Origin of the sequence: Nonomuraea sp. H19 (assembly GCF_052068215.1) — a bacterium.
Classification (GTDB): Bacteria; Actinomycetota; Actinomycetes; order Streptosporangiales; family Streptosporangiaceae; genus Nonomuraea.
In genome coordinates, this window is record NZ_JBQHCV010000018.1 from 143764 (window position 1) to 168014 (window position 24251).

Here is a 24251-nt window from a genome sequence, read left to right on the forward strand (position 1 = left end):
CGAATGCTGCTGCGCGTGCTCGGACACGAGTACGCCCAGCCGGTGCGTCGCACCGTGGCCCTGATGACGACGACCGCGATAGCCGAAGGTTTGTCCTACGCACTGCTGATTCCCGTGCTGCGGGCACTGTTCGGGAGCACGCCAGGGGACGCCTGGCCCTGGCTGATCGCGTTCGGGGCCGCGGTCGCGGCCTACGCGGCGCTGCGCTATTACAGCGATTTGTCCGGTTTTCGTGTCGGGATTGCGCTGTTGCGTGGTATGTATCACCGGCTCGGCGGCCATCTGGCCCGGCTGCCCATCGGCTGGTACAGCGCCCGTCGCGTCGGGGAGGTGTCGGTCCTGGCCAGCGAGGGCGTCCTGCAGGCGATGAGCGTGATCGCGCATCTGCTGGCGCCGTTCATCTCCGCCGGCGTGACTCCCCTGACGATCGTTGCCGTGATGCTCGCCGTCAACTGGCAGATGGGGCTGGCCGCGTTGGTCGCCGCCCCGGTCGTGGCGGCGATCCAGATCTGGACGGGACGCTCGATGGCCGCCGGCGATGCGGAGCGCGCCGAACGCGGCCATGACGCCACGGGGCGAGTCATCGAATATCTCCAGGCCCAGCCGGTGCTGCGAGCCGGCGGCCGGACCGCGGAACGCTTCCGGTTGCTCGACGACTCGCTGCATGAACTCCAGCGCGCGTCCCGCCGTATCGTGCTGTCGGCGCTGTCCGGTGCGGTGGGCTTGACGCTCGTGGTGCAGGCGATGTTCAGCGTGTTGCTGGTCCTGGGCGCCTACCTCGCACTCGGCGGGAGCATCGGTACGGCAGAGGTATTGGCGATCCTGGTGCTCGCCGCCCGCTGCGCCGATCCGCTGCTGTCGCTGTCGGACATCGGCGGCAAGGTACGCGGCGCGCGTTCCGAGCTGGCGAGACTCGACACGGTGTTGCGTACCGAGCCGCTGCCGGAAGCTCGCGAGCCGATCCAGCCGGCAGGCCATGACCTGGAGTTCGACTCCGCCGCCTTCCGGCATGGCGATCGCACGGTGATCGACGACGTGTCGCTGTCCGTGCCGGAGGGGCAGCGGCTCGCCGTCGTCGGGCCGTCGGGTGCGGGCAAGAGCACCTTGCTGCAGTTGCTCGCGCGGTTCTACGACGTGGACGCGGGCGCGGTGCGCGTGGGAGGCGTGGACGTGCGCGCGATCAGCTCCGAGGTGTTGATGGCGCAGATCGCCGTCGTCTTCCAGGAGGTCTATCTCTTCGACGGCACGATCGAGGAGAACGTGCGTCTCGGCCGCCCCGACGCCGAAGAAGCCGAGGTGCGGGCGGCGGCGACCGCCGCGCGGCTGGACGAGGTGATCGAGCGGCTGCCCGGCGGATGGGCGGCGAACGTCGGCGAGGGCGGCGCACTGCTGTCGGGTGGTGAACGACAGCGTGTCTCGATCGCGCGAGCGCTGCTGAAGAACGCGCCCATCGTGCTGCTGGACGAGGTGACCTCCGCGCTGGACCCGGTGAACGAGGCGGCCGTCCACGAGGGTATCGAGCGCCTGATGGCGGGCCGGACGGTGGTGATGGTGGCGCATCGGATGCGGACCGTCCGACGCGCCGATCGCATCGTCTTCCTGGACGGCGGCCGGATCGTGGAGGAAGGCAGCCACGAGGAGCTGCTACGCCGCAATGGCCGCTACGCTGACTTCTGGAACATTTCCCTGACACCGGCAGCGAGTGAATGAGCCGGTATGGCGCCTTGTCCGGGCACGGAGGCGCACCGTGGATCAGGCGGCGCGGCCGGCCTTGAGTGAGGCCGCGGTGTCGACGACGCGGCGGGCCTGGTAGCGGGCCGCCTGCAGGGCCACCTCACCGGGCGGGCCATCGCCGGCCACGTGGGAGGTGCCGTAGGGGTTGCCTGACTGGAACTGGACGGGATCGGTGTAGCCGGGCGGCACGATGATGCCGCCCCAGTGGTAGAACGTGTTCCCCAGCGCCAGAAGGGTGGATTCCTGTCCGCCGTGGGCGGTGTTGGAGGCGGTGAAAGCCGAGTACACCTTGTCCGCGAGCTTGCCCTGGAACCAAAGGGGACCGGTGGTGTCGATGAACGCTCTGAGCTGGCTGGCCGGGTTGCCGAAACGGGTGGGGGTGCCGAACAGCACCGCGTCGGCCCACTCCAGGTCGCCGAGGCCGGCCTCGGCGACGTCGGCGGTGTCCTGGAGGTGCCGGGCCCACTCCGGCCTGGCGCTGATCGCCTCCGGTGGGGCCAGTTCGGCAACCTTGCGCAGCCGCACGTGTGCGCCGGCCTTTTCCGCGCCCTCGGCGGCGGCTTGCGCCAAGGCGTGGACGGTCCCTGTGGCGCTGTAGTAAATGATCGCGACCTTCACGGGTTGCATGATCGGTTTCCTTCCTTCGCGTTCGGTTCACCGGTACGACGACACAACCCTGCGCAATGTGAGGCGACGCGCCGACCTCACAGTTCGATGCGAGGTGCCCTCCGGCAGTCCGACCGAGATGCTGCCCGCAGAGGGCCACGGCGGGGTACTGCGTTGCGTACGCCCGACGTCATGGCGTACAGTGTTCGCATAACGCGAACTACGTACGCAGCAGGGAAGGGCTTTCATGACGAAGACCACGAGCTGGGACATGCAGGGCACTTGGGACAGCAGAGGTGCCTGGGGTGCCAAGGGCCGGTGGGAAGAGCAGGACGGTCGGGGCCCTGGCCTGTCGCAGCCGGGGCTGCGCAGGATGCGGGAGGTGCTGGGCGGGCATGTGGCGTCCGGGGCGGTTCCCGGGCTGGTCGCCCTCGTCGGGCGCGGTGAGGAGACGCACGTCGAGGCGATGGGCACGTTGCACGCGGGCGGTGGCGCCCCCATGGGCCGGGACACGATCTTCCGGATGGCGTCGCTGACCAAGCCCGTCACGGCCGCCGGCGTGATGACCCTCGTCGAGGAGTGCCGGCTGCGGCTGGACGAGCCGGTCGACGAGTGGCTGCCCGAGCTGGCCGACCGCCGGGTGCTAGCGCGGATCGACGGCCCGCTGGACGACACGGTCCCGGCGGCGCGCCCGATCACCGTACGCGACCTGCTGACCTTCACCTTCGGATTCGGCGCCGTGCTGGCACCGCCGGACGCCTATCCGATCCAGGTCGCCATCCGCGAGCTGGGCCTGGACACCACCTCGCCGGAGTTCGGGCCGGAGGAGTGGATCCGCCGGCTGGGCGAGCTGCCGCTGATGCGCCAGCCGGGCGAGCTGTGGCAGTACCACACCGGCTCCGACGTGCTCGGCGTGCTCGTCGGCCGGGTCACCGGGCAGTCGCTGGAGGCTTTCCTGCGCGAGCGGCTGTTCGCCCCGCTAGGGATGGACGACACCGGCTTCCACGTGCCCGAGGACAAGATCCACCGGTTCCCCACCAGCTACGCCCACGACCCGGCGACCGGCGAGCTGACGGTGTGGGACGAAGCCGCCGGTGGCAAGTACAGCAGTCCCCAGCCGTTCCAGGCCGGTGGCGACGGGCTGGTCTCGACCGTGGACGACTATCACGCGTTCTTCCGGATGCTGCTGAACAAGGGCGTCCACAACGGCGAGCGCATCCTGTCGCGGGCCACGGTCGAGCTGATGACGATGGACCACCTGACGCCGGAGCAGAAGGCCGAGAAGGACGCCTTCGGCGACCACTTCGGCCGGCACGGCGGGTTCGGCTTCGGCATGGCGGTCCGTACGCACCGCCGCGACCTCGCCTCCCCCGGCCAGTTCGGCTGGGACGGCGGCCTGGGCACCACCGGGTACGCCGACCCGGCCGAGGGGCTCGTCGGCATCCTGCTGACCCAGGCCGCGATGGACTCGGCCGCCACGCCCCGCCTGCACCGCGACTTCTGGACCACCGCCTACCAGGCGATCGGCTGAGCCGTCACGCGCGCTCGCCGGCGCCGGCGAAGGGCATGTGCTCGCCTTCCACGTACTTCGGGAACGGCTGGTAGACGTTCACGCCCGGGTCGCCGCGAAACAGCAGCGCGGAGACGAACGGCTGCTCCTCGCTCGTGATCCGGGTCGAGGTCGGGATGTAGCGGATGGTCAGGCCGCAGCGGCGCTTGGGGGAGGTGTTGGCGGTGGAGGCGTGCAGGATGTTCGGGTGGTGCACCTCCACGTCGCCGGGCGCCAGCACCAGGTCCACGGCCTTGGACTCGTCCACCGTCACCGCGCTCTCCGAGCCGAGCACGTTGTCGATGTCGTCGCGCTGGCGCAGCTCGTGCAGGTCCTCCTTGTGCGAGCCGGGGATCACGCGCATGCAGCCGTTCTCCGGCGTGGACTCGTCGACGGCCAGCCACAGCGTGACGACGCGCATCGGCTCCAGCGGCCAATAGGCGCCGTCCTGATGCCACAGCACCGGCTTGCCGGAAAACGGAGGCTTGCTGATGTAGTGCGATGCGAACAGCGCGATGTCCGGGCCCACGAACAGCTGCGCGAGGTCCAGCAGCCGGTCGTCGCTGACCAGCCGCACCCAGAACGGGTCGCCGGCGACCAGTTCGGTGCCCAGATCCTCGCCGAGCCGGTCGGGATGCCTGGCCTGAAGCCAGGCCACATGGTCGCTCGCCTCGGCGATCAGGCCGGGGTCGATGACGTTGCGGAAGATCGTGTAGCCGTCGCGGTCGTAGTCCTTGAGGATCCGGTCGACTTCCGTGATCACCATGTGCTCCTCTGCGGGGTGGGCGTCGATCCGCATTCTTCGGTCTCCGCGCCGCGAGTTACTAGTACTCACCACTCCATAACTATTAATTTCCTGACATGATCGGCTGTGTGGCGACAGTTCTGCGCTGGGTGGAATTCGCCGCCGGCCTGCCGTACCACGCGGCGCTGGTGCCGGTCACGGGCAGCCGCCGCGATCGGCCCGAGCCGCACAGCCACGCCGACTTCCACGAGCTCGTCTTCGTGACCGCCGGGGCCGGCAAGCAAGTGGTCTGGGGGGCCGGCGAGACGGAGCTGCCGCTGCGGGCCGGTGACGTGGTGCTGGTCAGGCCGCAGGACCGGCACGAGTTCGCGGGCGCGATGAGCTTCGTCAACATCGCCTTCCCGAGCGAGCGCTGGCGCGCCTTCGCCGATCTCGCCGGGCTGGCGGGCACGGCGGAGTGGGATCGGCGCGACCTTCCCCTGTCGGCGCGCGCCGCTCTGGACGGGCCGATCGCGCAGGAGTTCGCCCGCGTGCTGGCCGCCTACTCCGGCGGGCCACGGGTGCTGGACCTGGTCAGGCTCTGGACGGCGGTCGTCCCGATCCTGGAGCGCGCCGACGGCGCGGCCCTGGACCAGCGGCCCGCCTGGCTGGTGTCGGCGTGCGTCGCGATGAGCCGCGAGGAGAACCTCCGCGAAGGGCTGCCCCGGCTGCTGGCGATGGCCGCCGTCAGCCCGGGACATCTGGCCCGCTCCATGCGCAGGCACTACGGCTGTACGCCGGTCGCCTTCGTGGCCCGGCGCCGGCTCGAGCACGCGGCCCTGCTGCTGACCACGACGACGGACGGCATCGGCCGGATCGCCCAGCGCTGCGGTTTCTCCGGGCAGTCGTACTTCGGCCGGCTCTTCCAGGAGAAGTACGGCATGGCGCCCCGCGACTACCGGCAGGCGACCCGCCGCGCGGTGGTCCCGGCGGCCCTGGACACTCCAGACATCAAGTGATTAGATGACTCGCACCCGACCCTGAACTCACAACGAATCCCCGTCCACAGTGAGCACGAGGCCGTTCCTGAGGGTGCACTCGCGGGAGCGGCGCCCCCCACGAGCGAACAGGAGGCCGGGCATGATCCGGTCGCGTCCACTGCTTATCGCCGCCATCGCCTCGCTCGCCCTCGCCGGCTGCGGCTCCGCCGGCGAGCCGGCGAAGCAGGCCGCCAAGACCGAGCTGAAGCTCTACAACGACAAAGGGGCCTGGAGCAAGTACTTCGACGAGATGGGCCGGTTGTCCAAGCAGCAGATCGGGCTGTCGATGACGTCGGTCGGCTACACCGACGAGCCGACGTACCAGGCCTTCATCAAGGCGTCCTTCCGCACCGACGTGAAGCCGGACCTGTTCACCTGGACGACGGGCGGGCGGCTGGCGGAGATCGTCGCCCAGAAGCAGGTGGCGGAGACGACCGCGCTCTGGCAGGAGGCCATCAAGAACGGCGACCTCTCGGCCGATCTGGCGAAGTACTACACGGTGGACGGCAAGCAGTATTGCGTCCCGCTGAACGCCGCCTACTGGGGCATGTTCTTCAACAAGAAGATCTTCGACAAGCACGGGCTGAAGCCGCCGGCCACGTGGGACGAGCTGATCAAGGTCGCCGACACGCTGAAGAAGAACGGCGTGACGCCCTTCTACCACACCTCCGTGCTGTTCTCCTTCGTCTGGTTCGAGCAGCTCCTCGCCGGCACCGACCCCGACCTGTACGACCGCCTCTCGACCGGCCAGGCCAAGTACACCGATCCGGGTGTGGTCGAGGTGATGAAGCGCTGGAAATCCATGATCGACGCCGGGTACTTCAACAACCCCGGCGACAAGACCGACCCCGGCGACGTGCTCAAGACCGGCAAGACGGCGATGGTGTCGTTCGGCACGTGGTTCAACACGAGCATGACCCAGCGCGAGCTGAAGCCCGGCACCGACTACGGCTTCTTCGTGATCCCCAACGTGAACGCCGCTCTGCCCAAGACCTCCATGATCTTCGAGAGCGGCCCGCTCTGCTCGCTCACCAAGGCGCCCGATCCCGCGGCCAGCATGAAATACCTCAAGTGGTGGGTGACGCCCGGCGCCCAGGAGAAGTGGGCCACGGCCAGGGGAGACGTGTCGGCCAACCCGAAGGTCGCCATCCCCGACCCGGCGATAGCGGAGGTCGGCAAGGCGGCGGGCAGCGGGGAGTATCGCCTGGTCAACCGCTATTTCGAGGCCACGCCGCCGCCCGTGCTCACCGCTGCGCTGGACGGCTTCAGCGCCTTCGTCGTCAAACCGGACACGTACCAGAAGGTCCTCGAGGACATCCAGGCCGCCGCCGACGAATATTGGAGCACCCACAACTGATCAGCGGAGGGCGGCGCGGCGCGCCGCCCCTTCCGCCGCCCGCGGTCAGGGAGCGGCGCCGCTGGACTCACCGCGGGCCGGTGATCGGATGTGCGCGCGCTCTGCTGGACCTGCCGGGACGCCCTGACGGCGCGACCTTAAGCGCATGAGCAGAAATCGGTAAGCGCGCTCGGCCAGGCTGAGCCTGCAAGTCGGAAAAGCGCAAGCGACCTGAGGGGACCCGGCCATGAGAAAGATCATCGAGTCGACGTTCGTCACCGTGGACGGCGTCATCAGCTCTCCGCAGGAGTGGTGCTCGCCGTACTGGGACGCGGAGCACAGCGACTACGCCGGCAAGCTGCTGGTCTCTTCCGACGCGCTGCTTCTGGGGCGCGTGACCTACCAGAGCTTCGCCGAGGTCTGGCCCACGCGGTCGGGCGACGCCTACACCGACCGGATCAACAGCATGCCGAAATACGTCGCCTCCACCACGCTGAAGGAGGCCGGCGCCTGGAACGGCACCCTGCTCCAGGGGGACGTCGCCACCGCGGTGGCCGAGCTCAAGCGGCAGCCGGGCGAGGCCATCCTGAAGTTCGGGACCGGGGAGCTCGACCGCACGCTGATCAGTAACCGGCTGATCGACGAGTTCCACTTCTGGACGTTCCCCTGCGTCGCCGGCGGCGGCGACCGGCTCCTCGACGGCCTGGACCTCACCCACCTGGACCTGCTCGAAACGACCCGGTTCAAGTCCGGCATCGTCGTCAACACGTATGGCCTGAAGTGACATCGGCATCGCGTGCCGGAGCGGGGCGATGACATTCTTTACCCAAGCGCTTGTTTCGATCATGGTGTGGTGTGATTCTGCGATTGGCGATCACGGCCCGCGTCCAGCGCCTCATGGACCGCATCGCCGCCCCGCACGCCCCACAACCTGAAGGGATGCACGCGCCATGGCCGATGCGACGCAGAACCGGGACAGTCTGACCGCCGAAGGGCGCAGTAGGCGCGCGCTGCTGCGCGGGGCCGCCGTCGCCGGCGGCGCGCTGGTGACCGGCGCGGCGCTGGGCCGCGTCCCCGCCCGGGCCGAGGTCGAGTACGACGTCGTGGTGGTCGGCGCCGGAGCCGCCGGGATGACCGCGGCGCTGACCGCGGCCAAGCGCGGGCTGCGTACCCTCGTGGTCGAGAAGGCGCCGACGTTCGGCGGGTCGGCCGCCCGCTCCGGCGCGGGCATCTGGATCCCGAACAACGAGGTCATCCTCGCCGCCGGCGTGCCGGACACGCCCGCCAAGGCCGCCGCCTACCTCGCCCGCGTGGTCGGTGACACGGTGCCGATCGAGCGGCAGCGGGCCTTCCTCGCCGCCGGCCCGGCCATGCTCTCGTTCGTGATGCGGAACAGCCCGCTGCGGTTCCGCTTCATGGAGGGCTACGCCGACTACTATCCGGAGCTCCCCGGCGGGATGCCGAACGGCCGCTCCATCGAGCCCGGCCAGCTCGACGGCAGGGTCCTCGGCGCGGAGCTGGCCAGGCTGAACCCCGCGTACATCCCGACCCCCGCCGGCATGGTCGTCTTCAGCGCCGACTACAAGTGGCTGACGCTCAGCGCGGTCAACCCGAAGGGGACGGAGGTCGCCGCCGCATGCCTGCTGAGGGGCACCGAGGCCGCGCTGCGCGGCGAGAAGCCGCTGACCATGGGCCAGGCCCTGGCCGGCGGCCTGCGCGCCGGGCTGCTCTCGGCCGGCGTGCCGGTGTGGCTGGAGAGCCCGCTGCTCGACCTGCACCTGGAGGGCGGCCGCGCGAAGGGCGTCGTGGTGTCGAGGAACGGCGCCGAGACGCTGGTCAAGGCCACCCGTGGCGTCATCGTCGGGTCGGGCGGGTTCGAGCGCAGCGCGGCCATGCGCGCCGAGTTCCAGCGCCAGCCCATCGGCACGAGCTGGACCGTCGGCGCCAGGGAGAACACCGGCGACGGCATCGAGGCCGGCGAGCGCGCCGGGGCGGCCCTGGGGCTCATGGACGACGCCTGGTGGGGGCCCGCCATCCCGCTGCCTGGCGAGCCGTACTTCTGCCTGGCCGAGCGCACCCTGCCCGGCTGCATCCTGGTCAACGGCAACGGCGTGCGCTTCGTCAACGAGGGCGCCCCGTACAGCGACGTCGTCCACGTCATGTACGACCGCAACACCCCGGCCGCGCCGCACATCCCCGCCTGGCTGATCGTCGACCAGCAGTACCGCAATCGCTATCTGTTCAAGGACGTCGCCCCCCTGCTGCCGCTGCCCGCCTCCTGGTACGACAGCGGCGCCGCGCACAAGGCGTGGACCGTCGAGCAACTGGCACAGCTCATCGGCGTGCCCCAGGCGGCGCTGCGCGGCACGGTCACCCGGTTCAACGAGTTCGCGGTCGCGGGCAAGGACCTCGACTTCCATCGTGGCGACAGCGCCTACGACCGTTACTACGCCGACCCGTACGTCAAACCGAACCCCTGCCTGGCGCCCCTGTGGCTGCCGCCGTTCTACGCGTTCAAGATCGTTCCTGGGGATCTCGGGACCAAGGGCGGCATGCTCACCGACGCGCGGGCGCGCGTGCTGCGCTCCGACGGCTCGGTCATCCCCGGCCTGTACGCCGCCGGCAACGCCAGCGCCGCCGTCATGGGCCACAGCTACGCCGGCGCCGGCTCGACTCTCGGCCCCGCCATGACCTTCGGGTACGTCGCCGCCAACCACATCGCCGACTCCCCATGACAGGCGACGACGCGGTCGTGCACGAGGACGGCCGCACCGTCGCCGACGCCCTGTCCAGGTGGGTGTAACAACTGCTACATTCACGAATGTGACGAATGAAGTGGTGCGGTGGGTGGTGCTGCTCGTGCGGCTGCCCGCCGGTCCCTCCCGTCATCGGGTCGCGGTGTGGCGGGAGTTGCGCCGGCTCGGGGCGGTGTCCCTGGGGCAGGGCACCTGGACGGTGCCCGACGTCCCCGTCTTCGCCGACGGGCTGTCCCGCGTGGCGGAGCTGGCCGGGACGGCAGGGGGCGAGGTGGTGGTGCTGGACGCGGCCGGTCGCACGCCCGCCGACGCCGCGCGCCTGCAGGCCATGTTCGCCGCCGCCCGCCAGGACGACTGGTCGGAGTTCCTCGCCGACTGCGACAAGTACGAGGAAGAGCTGGCCAAGGAGATCCGCCAGGCCAAGTTCACGCTGGCGGAGCTGGAAGAGGAGGAGCAGTCGCTGGAGCGGCTGCGGCGCTGGCACCGCGCGCTGACGGCCCGCGACGTGTTCGGCACCCCGTCTGCGGAGCAGGCGGCCAAACGGCTGGCGGAATGTACGGCGGCCTGCGAGGACTACGCCGAACGCGTCTTCGCCGCCCTCCACCAGTCACCGGCGGGCCCCTGATGACCGCGTCGCGCGCCCCAGGGCCTGAGCAGGTGGCGTCGAGGGGGCGGATGTGGCCGTTGTACGCGGCCGGGTTCACCACCGCGTTCGGGGCGCACGGCGTCGCGGCCAGCCTCGGCGGCCTCTCGGCGGACGCCGTCACGTCGCTCCTGGTCCTGGGCGGGCTGCTGGCGCTGTACGACGGCGCCGAAGTGCTGCTCAAGCCGCTCTTCGGCACCCTGGCCGACCGGATCGGCGCCCGCCCCGTGCTCCTCGGCGGGCTGGTGGCCTTCGCCTGCGCCTCGGCCCTGTACGCGCTCGCCGACAGCCCGGGCTGGCTCTGGGCGGCCCGCCTCGGGCAGGGAGCGGCCGCCTCCGCGTTCTCCCCGTCGGCCTCCGCCCTGGTCGCCCGGCTCAACCCGGCGGCGAAGCACGGCCGCGCGTTCGGCGGCTATGGCTTCTACAAGAGCATCGGCTACACCCTGGGCCCGCTGCTCGGTGGTGTGCTGGTGTGGGCCGGCGGGCTGCGGCTGCTGTTCGCGGTGATGGCGGTGCTGGCGGTGGCCGTCGCGGTGTGGGCCGCGCTGGCGGTGCCGCACGTGCCGCCGCTGCCCAGGACCCGGCAGACCGTGCTGGACCTCGCGCGCCGCCTGGCCGAACGGTCCTTCTGGCAGCCGACCGCCGCGCTGGCCGCCGCCACCGCCGCGCTGTCGGTCGGTGTCGGCTTCCTCCCGGTTTCCGGCGCCGCAGCCGGTCTGGGCCCGGTCGCCACCGGTGCTGCCGTGTCGGTCCTGGCCGCCTGCGCCGCGGTCGTCCAACCGTTCGCCGGACGCGCCCTGGACACCGGCCGGATCACCGCCCCTTCCGGGCTGGCTGCCGGCCTCGTGGTCACCGCCGCCGGGCTGGCCTGCGCCATGCTGCCGGGGCTCGCGGGCGTGCTGGCGTCGGCGGTGCTGATCGGGGCGGGCACGGGCCTGATCACCCCTCTCGGCTTCGCGGCCCTGGCCGCGGCCACTCCCCAGGAACGGCTCGGGCAGACCATGGGGGCCGCCGAGCTCGGCCGCGAGCTGGGCGACGCGGGCGGCCCGCTGCTGGTCGCCGGCATCGCCACCGCGGCCACCCTCGCCCACGGCTTCGCCGCCCTGGCCCTCCTGCTCATGCTCGCCCCCGCCGCCATGCTGACCACGCGCCTCGCCCTCCGCCTCCGGAGCTGAACGCGACGGGTCTCCGGGCCGGGGCGATGCGCGCCGCCGTGGCTCGGTGTGCTTCCGAGGCGGCGCGCGCCGCGACGGGCCAATCGGTGCCCCGCGTTCCGGCTCCGCGGACGGAGGAGACGGTCAGCCGACGCTCGCGGAGGGTGCGGCCGCGGCGTGCGGGTGCGCGTTCTCGCGGAGCTCGCGCCGCAGCTCCACCGCACGGTGGAAGTAATGGGAGGCCAGAGCGGCACGCCCGGAGGAACGATACAGCTCCCCGAGCGTCTGGAACGAGTCCGCCGCCCCGCTGCGATCCCCGAGCTGCTGGAAGATCACCAGAGACCGCTGCAACTGGTCGGTCCCGTACACCCGATCGCCCCGCGCCACCTGCAGCCCGCCCAGGTTGTGCATGGCGTACGCGCCGCAGTGCCGGTCGCCGAGCGACTCGAAGATCTCCAGCGCCCGCCCCTGGAGGCGCATCGCCTCGTCCGAGTCCGCCACCAGGTCGTGCAGGCGGCCCAGCTGCATGGACACGCATCCCTCCCGGTGGGCGTCGCCGAGCTCCCCGGCCAGTCGCAGCGCCTCCCCGAGCCACCTGGAGGCCTGGCCGAGGTCCTGCATGGACAGGTGCACCCGCCCGATCGCCTGCCGCGCGTACGCCTCCCCGCTCGTGTCGCTCACCGCGAGGAACATGGCCAGAGCGTGCCGGAAATACCCGAGCGCCCGGAAGTGCCGGCCGGAGAACTGGTTGACCGCCCCCAGCCCGCAGATCGAGATCGCCTCGCCCCGCGTGTCGCCCAGCTCGCGGAAGATCACGCGGGCTCGCCGGATCATCTCCTCGGCCTCGGCGTAGCGATCCTGGTAGAGGCACACCTGGCCAAGACCGCGCAGCATGGCCGCCTCGCCGCGCCGGTCCCCGGCCGCGCGGGCGCTGTCGAGCGCGATGCGGTGGGTGAGCTGCCACTCGTCGAAGCGGCAGTGCAGGTCGAAATACGGTACGAGGGTCGCGGCGAGCCCCCACGCCGACTGCGTCAGCCCGGTGTGGGCGGCCAGCCGTACCGCCTCCACCAGGGACTCCCGCTCGGCCTCGAACCACGACATCGGGTCGGCGGTCAGGCGGCCGAGCGTCTCCCGCTCCAGGCTCCACCGGGGCGCCGTCTCCGACGTCGTGCTGAACAGCGTGGTCGGCAGCCGGGACGTGGCGTGCTCGGCGGCGGTCATCCAGCCTCCGAGCACGCGCGTGAGCGCATGCCGCTCCGCCGGGCCGCCGGCCTTCTCCCTGGCGGTGCAGCGGATCAGGTCGTGCAGCAGGTAGCGGGGCTGGCCGATGGGGTCGGTGCCGATCAGGCGCAGGAGGTTGACGTCCACCAGGGTGTCCACGACGGCGTCGGCACGATGCCGGTCCAGCACGGCGTCGGCCACCCAGCCGGGCACGGACGCCGGGCCGAGCAGGCCCAGCGCGCGGAACGTCCGGGCCGCGTCGCCGGGCAGCCCCCGGTAGCTGAGGTCGAACGAGCCGCGTACCTCGAGGTCGCCGGCGCGCAGCTCGTCGAGCCTGCTCGCCTCGTCGGCCAGCCGCTGCTGGAGCACCTGCAGCGACCAGCCGGGCCGCCCGGCCAGGCGCGCTCCCGCGATCCTGATGGCCAGCGGCAGGTACCCGCACGAATGCAGGATCGCCTGGGCGGCCTCCCGCTCCCGGCTCAGCCGCTCGGCGCCCACGATCCGGCTCAGCAGCTCCTCGGCCTCCACCGGTGACAGCACGTCCAGTTCGAGCAGCAACGCGCCGGGCAGCTCGGTGATGCGCCGCCGGCTCGTCACGAGCACCGCGCAACCGTTGCCGGGCAGCAGGGCCCGTACCTGCGCGGCGTCGGCCGCGTCGTCGAGAAAGACGAGCATGGGCCGCTCGGCCAGCAACGACCGGTACAGCGTGGCCCGCTCGTGCACCGAGGCGGGCAGGGCCGCCTCGCCGACCCCGAGCGCGCGCAGCGCCTCGGCCAGCAGGTCGGCGGGATCGGCGGGGGAGGGCTCGGTGCCGCCGAGGCACAGGTGGAGCTGCCCCTCGGGATAGTCGGCCCGCACGGCGTGCGCGCAGTGCACCGCCAGCGCCGACTTGCCCACCCCCGGCGGTCCCACCACCACGGCGATCGACGGCGGCCCGTCCGGCCGCCGGTCGCGCGGCGACAGCGCCCGCGTCAGTGCCGCGACCGCGTCGTCCCGGCCGGTGAAGTCGGGCACGTCGGCCGGCAACTGGTGTGGCGCGGGCGCGCTCACGCCCGGGGCTGGAACGATCCCGGCGGCCGTCGCCGGCGTACCGGCCTCCGGGGCAGGGGTGGGTCCGGCGTGCGGCGGCGGGGCGTCGTCGGCCAGCACGGCCGCGTGCACGTCACGCAGGTCCTGCCCCGGCTCGATGCCCAATTCGTCGACGAGCTGCCGCCGTACCGTCGTGTACTCGTGCAGCGCCTCGGCCCGCCTGCCGCTGCGGTGCAGGGCGACGATCAGCTGCCGCCACAGATCCTCCCGGTAGGGGTGCTCGCCGATCAGCCCGCGCAGGTCGTCGATGGCGGCGGTGTACTCCTCGCGCGCCATCCGCATCGCCACCAGCTCCTCGGCCGCGCCGAGCCGCGCCAGGCCGAGCGAGCGCAGCCGCCCGTCCCACAGCGGGCTGGCGGGCAGGTCGCTCAGGGGGTCGCCGCGCCACAACGCCAGCGCCCTGCGCAGCAGTTCGAAGCCCTCCTGGGTACGTCCCGCCGCCCGTGCCCTGCCCACCAGGTCCTCGAACAGCAGCAGGTCGAGCTGCTCCGCCGGCAGCTCCACCGCGTACCCGGAGGGCTGGGCCACGATCTGAGCCCCGGCCGCGACCAGGGCGCCGCGCAGGGAGCTCACGTACGTGCGCACGTTGGCCAGCGCGGACGACGGCGGGTTCGCCGGCCACAGCACCTCGATGAGCAGGTCCGCGCTGACCACGTGACCGGCCTCGAGTAACAGCGAGGCCAGCAGGAGCCGGGGCTTCCTGCCGGCGATGCGCAGGGTCTGGTTCGGCGTCCGAACCTGTAAAGGGCCAAGAACACCGAAATTAGGCTGGTCAACCACTATGAACGCACCTACTCCTCAGTGGAGGCGTTGCAGCGATTTGTCAGGCTTATCGTTCAAGCCGGCTGAGCCTTTATACCGATTTTGGATGTTCTTTGTAGGTCGTACGCCCAATCTTGGTCCGCAGCAATAGCGCTTCCAGAGATCCAACAGACCATGCGTGCGCTTGTTTCTTGGTGCGTGCAGAAAGGATCCGTATGAGACCCAGAGGGGTGCTTACGGTGGGGTTCGCCCTGCTTGCCGGGCTCGTGTCGGGCCAGGCCGCGATGGCCGGCCCGATCGTGGCCGCACAGCCCGCGGCCACGGCGGCCACGCCGACGCCTGCTCCCACGTCGAGTCCGACCGGGGACAACAACGACCCGCCCAACACCGTCGACGTCCCGCTGGCGACGACCCTCGCGGCCCCGAGCTTCCAGCTGCCCTTCCCCTGCGGCCAGAGCTGGACGGGCAACTCCAGCAACAGCAGTGCCCACCGGGCATGGGAGATCGACTTCAACCGGGGCAGCACGGCGAGCGCCGACCTCGGTGACACCGTCGTCGCCGCCGCGGCCGGCACCGTGGTCATCTCGGCCCACCAGGGCTCCACGAACGGCTACGGGAACCTGGTCAAGATCGACCACGGAGGCGGCTGGACGACGTTCTACGCGCATCTGAACGCGCGTTCCGTCAGCGCCGGCGCCCGTGTCTCCCAGGGCCAGAAGATCGGCACGCTGGGCAAGACCAGCAAGCCGGGCAACAACATCAGCCCGCACCTGCACTACGAGGTGCGCCAGGGCGAGGGCTATCCCGGCAACATCCGCAAGGCGACCTTCAACGGCGCCACCTTCGGCTACCCGAACCAGACGCTGACCTCCAGGAACAAGTGCGGCAGCGGCGGCGGCGGGGGCACGAACCCGCACACGCCCCAGTCGGTGTGCGGCAGCGGTTACAAGGTGATCGACTCCGCGGCGCTCGGCACGGCGGGCACCGTTCACCTGCTGTACAACTCGGCCAACGGCAGCAACTGCGTGGCCACGATCAAGAAGACGTCGCTCGGCAAGGCCACGGCGACCAGTGCCTATCTGGAGGTGGAGGGCAAGGCCCGCGTCACCGACAGCGGCAACTTCACCTACTTCGCGGGGCCGGTGCGTGCCTCCGCGGCCGACAAGTGCGTCAAGTGGGGCGGAAAGGTCGGCACGTCGGCCTACAACAGCCCCCTCGAGCACTGCGGCTAAAAGCGGGAGCGGCCGCCGTCTTTCCTCCGTGTACGGCGGCCGCTCCATTCGTGCCAACCCCGAACTTCCTGAGGAGAAACCTGTGCACGCCCGATTGCGTCGCTCGGCCGCGCTTCTGACCGGCGCGCTGATCCCCCTCTCGCTTCTCATGGGACAGCCCGCCGCGAACGCCTCCGCCGATCCCATGACCGACGCGTTCGCCCGCGCCGCCACCACGTACGAGGTGCCCCGCGACCTGCTGGTGTCGCTCGCCTACGCCGAGACCCACCTGGACGGGCACGCCGGCGAACCCAGCGCGAGCGGTGGCTATGGTGTCATGCACCTGGTCAGCAACCCCACCACGAAGACGCTCGAACGCGCGGCCACGCTGACGAAGCAGCCCGTCTCGGCGCTGAAGAGCGACGACGCGGCCAACATCACCGGCGGTGCCGCCGTGCTCCGCGACTACGCCGACGGCCTGGGGCTGAGCGCCGCCGCCCGCAAGGACGCGGGCAAGTGGTACCAGGCCATCGCCAAGTACGGCAACGCGTCCTCACCGGACGTGGCCCGCCTGTACGCCGACACCGTCTACGACCTGATGGCCAAGGGCATCAGCGCCACCACGCCCGGCGGCGAGGACGTCACGGTGCCGCCGCGCGCCGTGGAGCCCGAGCGCGGCCCCTACGAAAAGGCGAAGGAGCTGGACGAGCCCAGCACGTTCGCGGCGAACACCGACTACGCCGGGGCCCGGTGGGTGGCTGCCCACAGCAGCAACTACGCGGTCTCCAACCGCCCGACCAGCGACAAGATCGACCGCATCGTCATCCACGTGACACAGGGCTCCTACGCGGGCACGATCTCCTGGTTCCAGAACGGGCCGCGGGCGAACCCGACCTCCGCCCACTACGTCATCCGCTCAGCGGACGGCGCCATCACGCAGATGGTCAGGGAGAAGAACAGGGCCTTCCACGCGGGCTCCTACAACCGGCGGTCGGTCGGCATCGAGCACGAGGGCTTCGTGAACAACGCGACGTGGTTCACCGACGCGATGTACCGGGCCTCGGCCGCGCTGACCCGCAACATCGCCGACCGGTACGGCATTCCGAAGGACCGCACCCACATCGTCGGCCACCACGCCGTCCCCGGCGCCGACCACACCGACCCCGGCCCGCACTGGAACTGGACCAAGTACATGCAGTACGTAACCGGCGGGAGCGGCGGCGGCGGGGGCACGAACCCGCACACGCCCGAGTCGGTGTGCGGCAGCGGTTACAAGGTGATCGACTCCGCGGCGCTCGGCACGGCGGGCACCGTTCACCTGCTGTACAACTCGGCCAACGGCAGCAACTGCGTGGCCACGATCAAGAAGACGTCGCTCGGCAAGGCCACGGCGACCAGTGCCTATCTGGAGGTGGAGGGCAAGGCCCGCGTCACCGACAGCGGCAACTTCGATTATTACGCGGGGCCGGTACGTGCCTCCGCGGCCGACAAGTGCGTCAAGTGGGGCGGAAAGGTCGGCACGTCGGCCTACAACAGCCCCCTCGAACACTGCGGCTAGTCCCGGCACCACCGCTGAGCCCCCGGCCCGCAACCCGCCGGGGGCCTTCGCGCGCTGAGCACTCGGGGGCGCTCAGCCGAGCTCGTCCCACAGGGCAGCGGGGATGGGATGGTCCAGAGCCTGCAGGTTGACAGCCACGTGGGACGGGTCGTGGGCACCGATGAGGACGGTGTGCACGGCCGGGTGGCGCAACGGGAACTGCAGGGCCGCCGCCGGTAGCGGGACCCCGTGCCGGGCGCACGCCGCGGCGAGCGCGTGCGCCTCGGCAGGCGCGTCCGGCGGCGGCTGGGAGCCGGCCAGCCACCCGCGGTGCAGCAGGCTGGCCGCGATGATCGGGATGCCGCGATCCAGGCAGAGCGGGAGCAACTCGTCGAAGGCCGTCCGGCGCAGCAGCGTGACCTGGTTGGCGGCCAGCAGCAGATCCAGGTCGGTGTGCTTGACGAAGTCCACCAGCATGGGGGACTGGTTCATGCCCACGCCGATGGCCCGCACGACCCCCTGGGCACGCAGGTCCGCCAGCGCCGCGTAGGCCTCGTCGAGCGCCTGCGGCCAATGGCGGTCCGGGTCGTGGATGAACAGGATGTCCACGTGGTCGAGGCCCAGCCGGTCCAGGGACTCCGTGACGCTGCGCAGCACCCCGTCGCGGCTGAAGTCCCACTCGACGTGGTGGTCGCCCGGCACGGCGAACCCGCCGTCGTCACCGGGTCCGGGGCGTACGAGCCGGCCGACCTTGCTCGACAGGATGAACTCCGACCGCGGACGCTCGCGCAGCGCGCGGCCCATGCGCCGCTCCGACAGGCCGAGCCCGTAGAAGGGGGCGGTGTCGAAGTAGCGGATGCCGGACTCCCAGGCGGCCTCCACCACCTCCGCGGCCCGGGCGTCCGAGATCGCGTGCAGGTAGTTGCCCAGCGGCCCGCCGCCCAGCCCCACGCGGGGGAGCGGCAGCGTCATGCGGGCTCCAGGTGCAGCCAGGTGGTGACCACCTCGGAGACCGCCTCCAGATGGTGGTCCTCGCCGGGCTCCACAATGAGCACATCACCCCCGGAAAATAGTGAAATGTTCCCATTTATGTGGACTTTTCCGGCGCCCGACAGGATCAGGAAGACCTCCGGGTCCGCGTGCGTGTGAGGGCCCCGCGCATGGCTGATCTCGCCGGGCTGGAGCCTCGAGACCCCGCCCGACTCCACCCGGAAGCCGGGCAGCGAAACCCCGGCTCCCATCTCCGCCAGCGTGCTCCTACGCATGAATGCCCGCTTCCTTGGCGGCCTGGTCGATGGCCACCAGCTCGTCGCCGGTGAAGTCCAGCCGGTCCACGGCCGCCACGTTCGCCTCGAGCTGCTCCGGGCTGGACGCGCCGACCAGCACCGACGTGATCCGCGGATCGCGCAGCGCCCAGGCGAGCGCGAGCTGCGCGACCGTCTGCCCCCGCGACCCGGCGAGCTCGGCCAGCGTCCGCACGAACGTCAGCACCTCCGGCGTCACCCGGTCCGCGGTCAGGAAGCGGCCTTCGGCGGCCCGCGAGTCGGCGGGGATGCCGTCGAGGTAGCGGTCGGTCAGCAGCCCCTGCGCCAGCGGCGAGTAGACGACGCAGCCGACCCCCTCCCGCTCCAGCACGCCCAGCAGCGACTCCTCGATGCTCCGGTTGAGCAGCGAGTATTGCGGCTGGTGGACCACGAGCGGCGTGCCGAGCCCACGCAGCAGCCGGGCGGCCTCCGCGGTGCGCTCGGGGGAGAAGTTGGAGACCCCGACGTAGAGGGCGCGGCCGGTGCGCACTATGTGGTCGAGCGTGGCGACCTGCTCCTCCAGCGGCGTCTCGGCGTCGTCGCGGTGGAGGTAGAAGATGTCGACGTAGTCGAGGCCGAGCCGGGCCAGCGAGCGGTCGAGGGTGGCCAGCAGGTGCTTGCGCGAGTTGCCCTTGCCATAGGGCCCGTCCCACATGGGGTTGCTGCCCTTGGTGGTGACCACGGCCTCGTCCCGCAGCGACGCGGGGAAGATCCTGCCGAACGCGGCCTCGGCCGCGCCGATGGGCGGGCCGTACCGGTCGGCGATGTCGAAGTGGGTGATGCCGAGGTCGAGCGCCTTGTGCAGGATCGCGCGCTGGCTGTCGAGCGGCTTGCCCTCGCCGAAGTTGTGCCAGAGACCCAGCGACACGGCGGGGAGCAGCAGGCCGCTGCGGCCACACCTTCTGTAGGGCTGACGGTCGTAATCCAAGACTTACCTTCCAGCGATTCCGGTGAGCGTGACGCCCCGGATGAACGTTTTCTGTGCCAGGAAAAAGACGATGAGGATGGGCATCATGGACAGGATCGACACTGCCATCATCTGGTTGTACTGGGTGACATACTGCCCGCTGAACATGCCCAGGCCCTGAGCCAGGGTGATCTTGTCCATCGACCGGAGGTAGATGGAGTTCTCCAGATACTGGTTCCAGTTGCCGACGAAGGAGAACAGGCAGATCGCCGCGATGGCCGGCTTGGCCAGCGGCAGCATGACGCTCCACAGGATGCGCAGCTCCGAGGCGCCGTCGATGCGGGCGGCGTCGATGAGCTCCTGCGGGATCGTGGTGAAGAACTGCCGCAACAGGAAGATGTAGAGGGCCACGCCGAAGAACTCCGGCACGACCAGCGGCAGATAGGTGTCCACCCAGCCGAGCTCCGAGAACATGATGAACTTCGGCACCAAGGTGATCTCACGTGGGATCATCATAGTCGCCATCAGAGCCCCGAACATGATGCCGGCCGCCCGCGCCCGCATCCTGGCGAAGGCGTAGGCGGGCAGCACGCAGGAGATCAGGTTGCCGGCCATGGACAGCGCGGTGATCACGATGGTGTTCAGCAGGAACCTCGTGAACGGCAACGAGCCCGTCCAGCCCTTGACGTAGTTGTCGAAGTGGAAGGAGTCGGGCAGCCACTGCGGCGGGAAGGCCAGGTTGTCGGCGTCGGACTTCAGCGAGGTCGTCAGCATCCACAGGAACGGCAGCAGGAACACCGCCGAGCTGACGATCAGCAGGACGTAGGCGCCGGAGCGCCGGATCCGCCTGATCCGCTCGGCCTGCTCCGCGGACAGGGACGTGCCCGGCCTGGTGCGCGCGGGCCTGGCCGCGGTCTCGACGAGCATCGGCGTACCTCACTTGAACTCGTAGTGCACCCAGCGCCTGGCCAGGCTGAACTGGATCGCGGTCACGGCGATGACCAGCACGAACATGGCCCATGACAGCGTCGCCGCGTACCCCATGTCGAAGTAGACGAAGGCGTGCCGGTAGATGTAGAGACCCAGCACCATCGTGGCGTTGCCGGGGCCGCCTTCGGTCATGACCAGGATGAGCACGTAGCTCTGCAGCGCGGCGATGAAGCCGGTCACCACGTTGAAGAAGATGACCGGCGACATCATCGGCACCGTCACGCTCCAGAACCGGCGCCACCACCCGGCGCCGTCGATCTCGGCCGCCTCGTAGAGCGTCTTCGGGATGCCCTGCAGGCCCGCCAGGTAGATGACGATCGTGTTGCCCGCGCCCCACACGCTCATCAGCACCAGCCCGGGGATGGCCCACTCCTGGGAGGCCAGCCAGCCGGGGCCCTGGATGCCGAACGAGGCCAGCATCTTGTTGATCAGCCCGTAGTCGGGGTGCAGGATGTTCAGCCACAGCAGCGCCGTTGCCAGGCCCGACACCACCGACGGCAGGTACATCACGGTGCGGAACAGGCCCTGGAACCGCAGCGGCTGGTTGAGCAGCAGCGCCAGCAGGAACGTGAACGTCACGCCGAGCGTCACCGCGCCCAGGCCGTACTCCACGGTGTTGCCGACCGACTCCCAGAATTCGGGATCGGTGAACATGCGCTCGTAGTTGGCCAGGCCCACCCAGGTCGGCGGCTGGAGCAGGTTCCACTTCATGAAGCTGAGCACCACCGCGGCCAGGATCGGGCCCGCGCTGAAGAGCACGAACCCGATCAGCCACGGTGAGACGAACAGGTGGAAACGCCGGGCCTCGCGGCGGGCCAGGGTGTTGCCGGCGCTTACGGCAGTCATGCGATCTTGTTCTCGGCCAGGACCGGTGTGACCTTGTCGGCGATCTCCTTCAGTGCGTCGTCCAGGCTGATCTTGCCGAGCTGCGCCCGCTCCCAGACCGGCAAGGCGGTGTCGACGACCTTCTTGTTGGCCGGCAGCCGCAGCACGCCGTCGTCGGAGGCGTAGTCGGCCATGATCTTCTTGACCAGCTCCGCCGTCTCCACCGGGATGCCGAGCGCCTTGGCGTTGTCCTCCCACGCGGACTGGCGGGCCGGCGCGGAGATCCGGCGGAACTTGTAGCCGGAGGCCGACAGGTACTCGTGCATGTAGATCCAGGCGGCGTCCTTGTTCTGCGACGAGGCGGGCATCACCAGCGCGCTGCCGACGGCCGGGGTGGTGCGGCCCTCCGGCCCCTTGGGCACCTGCGTGGCGCCCCACTTGAACGCCTTCTGCTTGGCCAGCTCCAACATGACCCAGGCGCCGTTGACGAACAGGGCCGCGTGCCCGGACTTGAACGGATCGACCTTCTCCAGCAGCTGCAGCTCGGCGAGGCTCGGCACCGCCTTGTCCTTGACCAGCAGGTCCAGCCAGCGGGACATGACGTCCCTGGCGTTCGGCTCGTTGATCATCACCTTGGACTCGGCCGCGTCCAGGAACCGCCCGCCGTACGGCATCAGGTACACGGAGCTCAGGTCCGGCGACGGCTTCGGCATCGGCGAGATGCCGTAGATCTTCTCCACGCCCGACCCGCTGGTCATCTTCTTGGCCGTCTCGAAGAGCTTGTCCCACGTCCAGCTCTCGTCCGGGTACTCCAGACCGGCCTTGTCGAACAGGTCCTTGTTGTAGAAGAGCAGCTTGGGCGCCATGTCGGTGGGCAGCCCGTACAGGCCGCCGTCGCGCTTGAAGTAGCCGAGCCCGCGCTGCGGGATGTCGTCCATGTCGAACTCGGGCGTCTTGGCGATGAAGTCGTCCAGCGGCTGCAGGACCTTGTTGGCGATGAGGTTCTGCGTCCAGGAGTAGTGGTTGTAGAGCACGTCGGGCAGCGTGCCGCCGGCGGCCTGCGCCATGTACTTGGTCAGGAACTGGTCGAACGTCGCCGACTCGCGCTTGATCTCGATGTTCGGGTGGCGCTTCTTGAAGAAGAAGTCGAACTGGGCGTTGCGTACCTCGGTGACGGCGTCCGTGGTGAACGCCAGCGTGATCACGACCTTGGACGCCGGGTCGGGCACGTCCGTCTTCGGCCAGGTCAGCGAGTTGTTGAGCTGTTCGGCCTCCTCGAACGGCCAGTCGTCGCTGCTGGGCCGGTTCGGGTCGATCACTTGCGCGCCCGACTTGACCGGGGCCGCGGCCTGCTTCTGCTGGCGGCTGTCGCCGCAGGCGGCCAACGCGGGCACGGCCGCGGCCGCCACCGCCAGGGCCAGCATCTGCCGACGGTTCATCTCCATGGGGGTGGGCCTTTCACAGGAAGAGCTCGATCACCGGCACCGCCACGTCGGGGCGCCGCACCGGGAGCTGCAGGGTCAGGGTGCCGGGTGGCAGCGCGCCCAGCCTGGTGTGGCCGCTGTCCACGGCCGGGTCGGGGACCAGCGTGCGGATCTGCGAGGCGTCGTTGAGCAGCTGCGCGTAGCGCACCTTCCCGGCCAGCCCCGGCAGGTGCAGGTGCCGGAACGGCCAGGCGAACATGTGCACGTAGAGCCGGTCGCCGCGCTGGGTGTAGCGGCAGTCCAGGGGAGCCTCGTACGCGCTCGCCCCGGCGCCGTAGATGGAGCGGCCGTGCAGCCGCGTCCACTCCCCGATGCCGCGCAGGGTCTCCAGCGCCCGGGGATCGAATGAGCCGCGCCCGTCGGGGCCGACGTTGAGCAGCAGGTTGCCGTCCTTGGAGACGGTGTCGACCAGCATCCGCACGAGCAGATCGACGGGCTTGTAGTCGAGGTTGTCGCGGTCGTAGCCCCAGCTTCCGTTGAGCGTCTGGCACGCCTCCCAGACCTGGGCCGGCGGGGCGGGTGGCTGGAACTGCTCGGGCGTGCTGAAGTCGCCGGGGATCTCCAGGCGGTCGTTGATCAGGCAGTCCGGCTGCAGCCTGCGGACCAGGGCCGCCAGCTCCTGCGAGCGCCAGTCCGCCGCACCCTTGGCGCCGGGCGTGAGCCGGCCGTTTCTGACCCTCTTCGAGTACGAGAAGTCAAACCACATGGTGTCGATTCGGCCATAGCGGGTAAGCAGCTCTTCGACCTGGCTGTGCAAATAGGACTGGTATATCTCGATATTTCGGTCAGCGTTGCTCACGCCCTCGCTGTACGCCGGATGCAGGCCGTCGATCGGGAAGTGCGGGTGGTGCCAATCGATCAGTGAGTGGTAGAACCCCACCCCGAGCCCGCGGCCGCGGAACGCCTCGACGATCGGGCCGACGAGATCCTTGCCGTACGGCGTGTTCGCCACGGTGTAATCGGTCTGCGCCGAGTCCCACAGGCAGAATCCGTCGTGATGCTTGGTGGTCAGCACCAGATAACGCATCCCCGCCCCAGCCGCCGCCTCGGCCCAGGCGTCCGGGTCGAACAGATCCGGGTCGAAGTGGTCGAAGTAGGGCTGGTACTGCTCGTCGGTGAGCCGTTCGCGCTGCTTGACCCACTCGTGGCGGGCGGCGAGCGCGTACAGGCCCCAGTGCACGAACAACCCGAACCGCTGCTCACGGAACTCCGCCAGCCTGGATGGAGAGGTCGGATGAATCGCCGGGTGCCTGCGCTCGTCTTGCGGATGTCCGTGAGGCATGGCCGTACCGTAGACCCGCTAATTAACTTCGTCAAGAATTGAATTGCAACTGGGCTCAACCTAGGCTCTAGTCCACTGTGAGGGGAGCCGTGCGGCT

20 protein-coding genes are annotated in these 24251 nt (G+C 70.2%); 10 read left to right on the top strand and 10 right to left on the bottom strand.

Features of this window, described 5'->3' with window-relative positions; genetic code table 11:
* Window positions 1–3: 3 nt before the first annotated feature.
* Window positions 4–1710: an ABC transporter ATP-binding protein gene (locus ACTMTI_RS34735; protein WP_441124899.1), complete on the top strand. Its 1707-nt coding sequence runs from the start codon at window positions 4–6 to the stop codon at window positions 1708–1710.
* 42 nt (window positions 1711–1752) lie between these two features.
* On the opposite strand, the gene wrbA is transcribed toward ACTMTI_RS34735, so the two are convergent.
* Complete coding sequence (gene wrbA, locus ACTMTI_RS34740) at window positions 1753–2361, bottom strand: NAD(P)H:quinone oxidoreductase (RefSeq protein WP_441124900.1); 609 nt, start codon at window positions 2359–2361, stop codon at window positions 1753–1755.
* Between the two features lie 226 nt (window positions 2362–2587).
* Between wrbA and ACTMTI_RS34745 the strand changes: the two genes are divergently transcribed.
* A complete protein-coding gene (locus ACTMTI_RS34745) occupies window positions 2588–3871 on the top strand; it encodes a serine hydrolase domain-containing protein (protein ID WP_441124901.1) in 1284 nt (427 codons plus the stop codon).
* 4 nt (window positions 3872–3875) lie between these two features.
* On the opposite strand, the gene ACTMTI_RS34750 is transcribed toward ACTMTI_RS34745, so the two are convergent.
* On the bottom strand, window positions 3876–4655 hold the full coding sequence (locus ACTMTI_RS34750) for a phytanoyl-CoA dioxygenase family protein (RefSeq protein ID WP_441124902.1): 780 nt from the start codon (window positions 4653–4655) through the stop codon (window positions 3876–3878).
* A 107-nt stretch (window positions 4656–4762) separates the two neighbouring features.
* Between ACTMTI_RS34750 and ACTMTI_RS34755 the strand changes: the two genes are divergently transcribed.
* The 6 genes from ACTMTI_RS34755 (at window position 4763) to ACTMTI_RS34780 (ending at window position 11563) form a co-directional block, all read left to right on the top strand.
* On the top strand, window positions 4763–5632 hold the full coding sequence (locus ACTMTI_RS34755) for an AraC family transcriptional regulator (RefSeq protein ID WP_441124903.1): 870 nt from the start codon (window positions 4763–4765) through the stop codon (window positions 5630–5632).
* A 121-nt stretch (window positions 5633–5753) separates the two neighbouring features.
* Window positions 5754–7010, top strand: a complete 1257-nt coding sequence (locus tag ACTMTI_RS34760; protein ID WP_441124904.1) for an ABC transporter substrate-binding protein — start codon at window positions 5754–5756, stop codon at window positions 7008–7010.
* A 226-nt stretch (window positions 7011–7236) separates the two neighbouring features.
* Window positions 7237–7773, top strand: a complete 537-nt coding sequence (locus ACTMTI_RS34765; RefSeq protein ID WP_441124905.1) for a dihydrofolate reductase family protein — start codon at window positions 7237–7239, stop codon at window positions 7771–7773.
* A 166-nt stretch (window positions 7774–7939) separates the two neighbouring features.
* Window positions 7940–9724: a 3-oxosteroid 1-dehydrogenase gene (gene kstD / locus ACTMTI_RS34770; RefSeq protein WP_441124906.1), complete on the top strand. Its 1785-nt coding sequence runs from the start codon at window positions 7940–7942 to the stop codon at window positions 9722–9724.
* 88 nt (window positions 9725–9812) lie between these two features.
* Window positions 9813–10370 carry a Chromate resistance protein ChrB gene (locus ACTMTI_RS34775; RefSeq protein WP_441124907.1) on the top strand — a complete coding sequence of 186 codons (558 nt, stop codon included), beginning with the start codon at window positions 9813–9815 and terminating at the stop codon, window positions 10368–10370.
* Between the two features lie 50 nt (window positions 10371–10420).
* Entirely contained in the window at window positions 10421–11563 is a 1143-nt protein-coding gene (locus ACTMTI_RS34780) for an MFS transporter (protein WP_441124908.1), read from the top strand.
* A 123-nt stretch (window positions 11564–11686) separates the two neighbouring features.
* Here ACTMTI_RS34780 and ACTMTI_RS34785 read toward each other — a convergent pair whose 3' ends face one another.
* Window positions 11687–14632, bottom strand: coding sequence for an AfsR/SARP family transcriptional regulator (locus ACTMTI_RS34785; RefSeq protein ID WP_441124909.1), 2946 nt, complete (start codon window positions 14630–14632; stop codon window positions 11687–11689).
* Between the two features lie 197 nt (window positions 14633–14829).
* On the opposite strand from ACTMTI_RS34785, the gene ACTMTI_RS34790 reads away from it, so the two are divergent.
* Both ACTMTI_RS34790 and ACTMTI_RS34795 read left to right on the top strand, forming a co-directional pair.
* Window positions 14830–15846 carry a M23 family metallopeptidase gene (locus ACTMTI_RS34790; RefSeq protein WP_441124910.1) on the top strand — a complete coding sequence of 339 codons (1017 nt, stop codon included), beginning with the start codon at window positions 14830–14832 and terminating at the stop codon, window positions 15844–15846.
* An 82-nt stretch (window positions 15847–15928) separates the two neighbouring features.
* Window positions 15929–17383 carry an N-acetylmuramoyl-L-alanine amidase gene (locus tag ACTMTI_RS34795; RefSeq protein ID WP_441124911.1) on the top strand — a complete coding sequence of 485 codons (1455 nt, stop codon included), beginning with the start codon at window positions 15929–15931 and terminating at the stop codon, window positions 17381–17383.
* Between the two features lie 72 nt (window positions 17384–17455).
* Here the strand turns inward: ACTMTI_RS34795 and ACTMTI_RS34800 are convergent, their stop codons facing one another.
* Genes ACTMTI_RS34800 through ACTMTI_RS34830 form a run of 7 tightly spaced genes read right to left on the bottom strand, consistent with a single transcriptional unit; the run spans window position 17456 to window position 24154 of the window.
* On the bottom strand, window positions 17456–18334 hold the full coding sequence (locus ACTMTI_RS34800; RefSeq protein WP_441124912.1) for an aldo/keto reductase: 879 nt from the start codon (window positions 18332–18334) through the stop codon (window positions 17456–17458).
* On the bottom strand, window positions 18331–18627 hold the full coding sequence (locus ACTMTI_RS34805; protein WP_441124913.1) for an AraC family ligand binding domain-containing protein: 297 nt from the start codon (window positions 18625–18627) through the stop codon (window positions 18331–18333). Before ACTMTI_RS34805 ends, ACTMTI_RS34800 begins: the two co-directional genes overlap by 4 nt.
* Window positions 18620–19594, bottom strand: coding sequence for an aldo/keto reductase (locus ACTMTI_RS34810; protein WP_441124914.1), 975 nt, complete (start codon window positions 19592–19594; stop codon window positions 18620–18622). The genes ACTMTI_RS34805 and ACTMTI_RS34810 overlap by 8 nt, the downstream gene beginning before the upstream one ends.
* A gap of 3 nt (window positions 19595–19597) precedes the next feature.
* The gene (locus ACTMTI_RS34815) at window positions 19598–20500 is read right to left on the bottom strand and encodes a carbohydrate ABC transporter permease (RefSeq protein WP_441124915.1); all 903 of its coding nucleotides are present in this window, start codon (window positions 20498–20500) and stop codon (window positions 19598–19600) included.
* A gap of 9 nt (window positions 20501–20509) precedes the next feature.
* The gene (locus tag ACTMTI_RS34820; protein WP_441124916.1) at window positions 20510–21409 is read right to left on the bottom strand and encodes a carbohydrate ABC transporter permease; all 900 of its coding nucleotides are present in this window, start codon (window positions 21407–21409) and stop codon (window positions 20510–20512) included.
* Window positions 21406–22827 carry an ABC transporter substrate-binding protein gene (locus tag ACTMTI_RS34825; protein ID WP_441124917.1) on the bottom strand — a complete coding sequence of 474 codons (1422 nt, stop codon included), beginning with the start codon at window positions 22825–22827 and terminating at the stop codon, window positions 21406–21408. The genes ACTMTI_RS34820 and ACTMTI_RS34825 overlap by 4 nt, the downstream gene beginning before the upstream one ends.
* Before the next feature lie 19 nt (window positions 22828–22846).
* Window positions 22847–24154 (bottom strand): alpha-L-fucosidase, encoded by a 1308-nt coding sequence (locus ACTMTI_RS34830; RefSeq protein ID WP_441124918.1) that lies wholly within the window; start codon window positions 24152–24154, stop codon window positions 22847–22849.
* Between the last annotated feature and the right edge of the window lie 97 nt (window positions 24155–24251).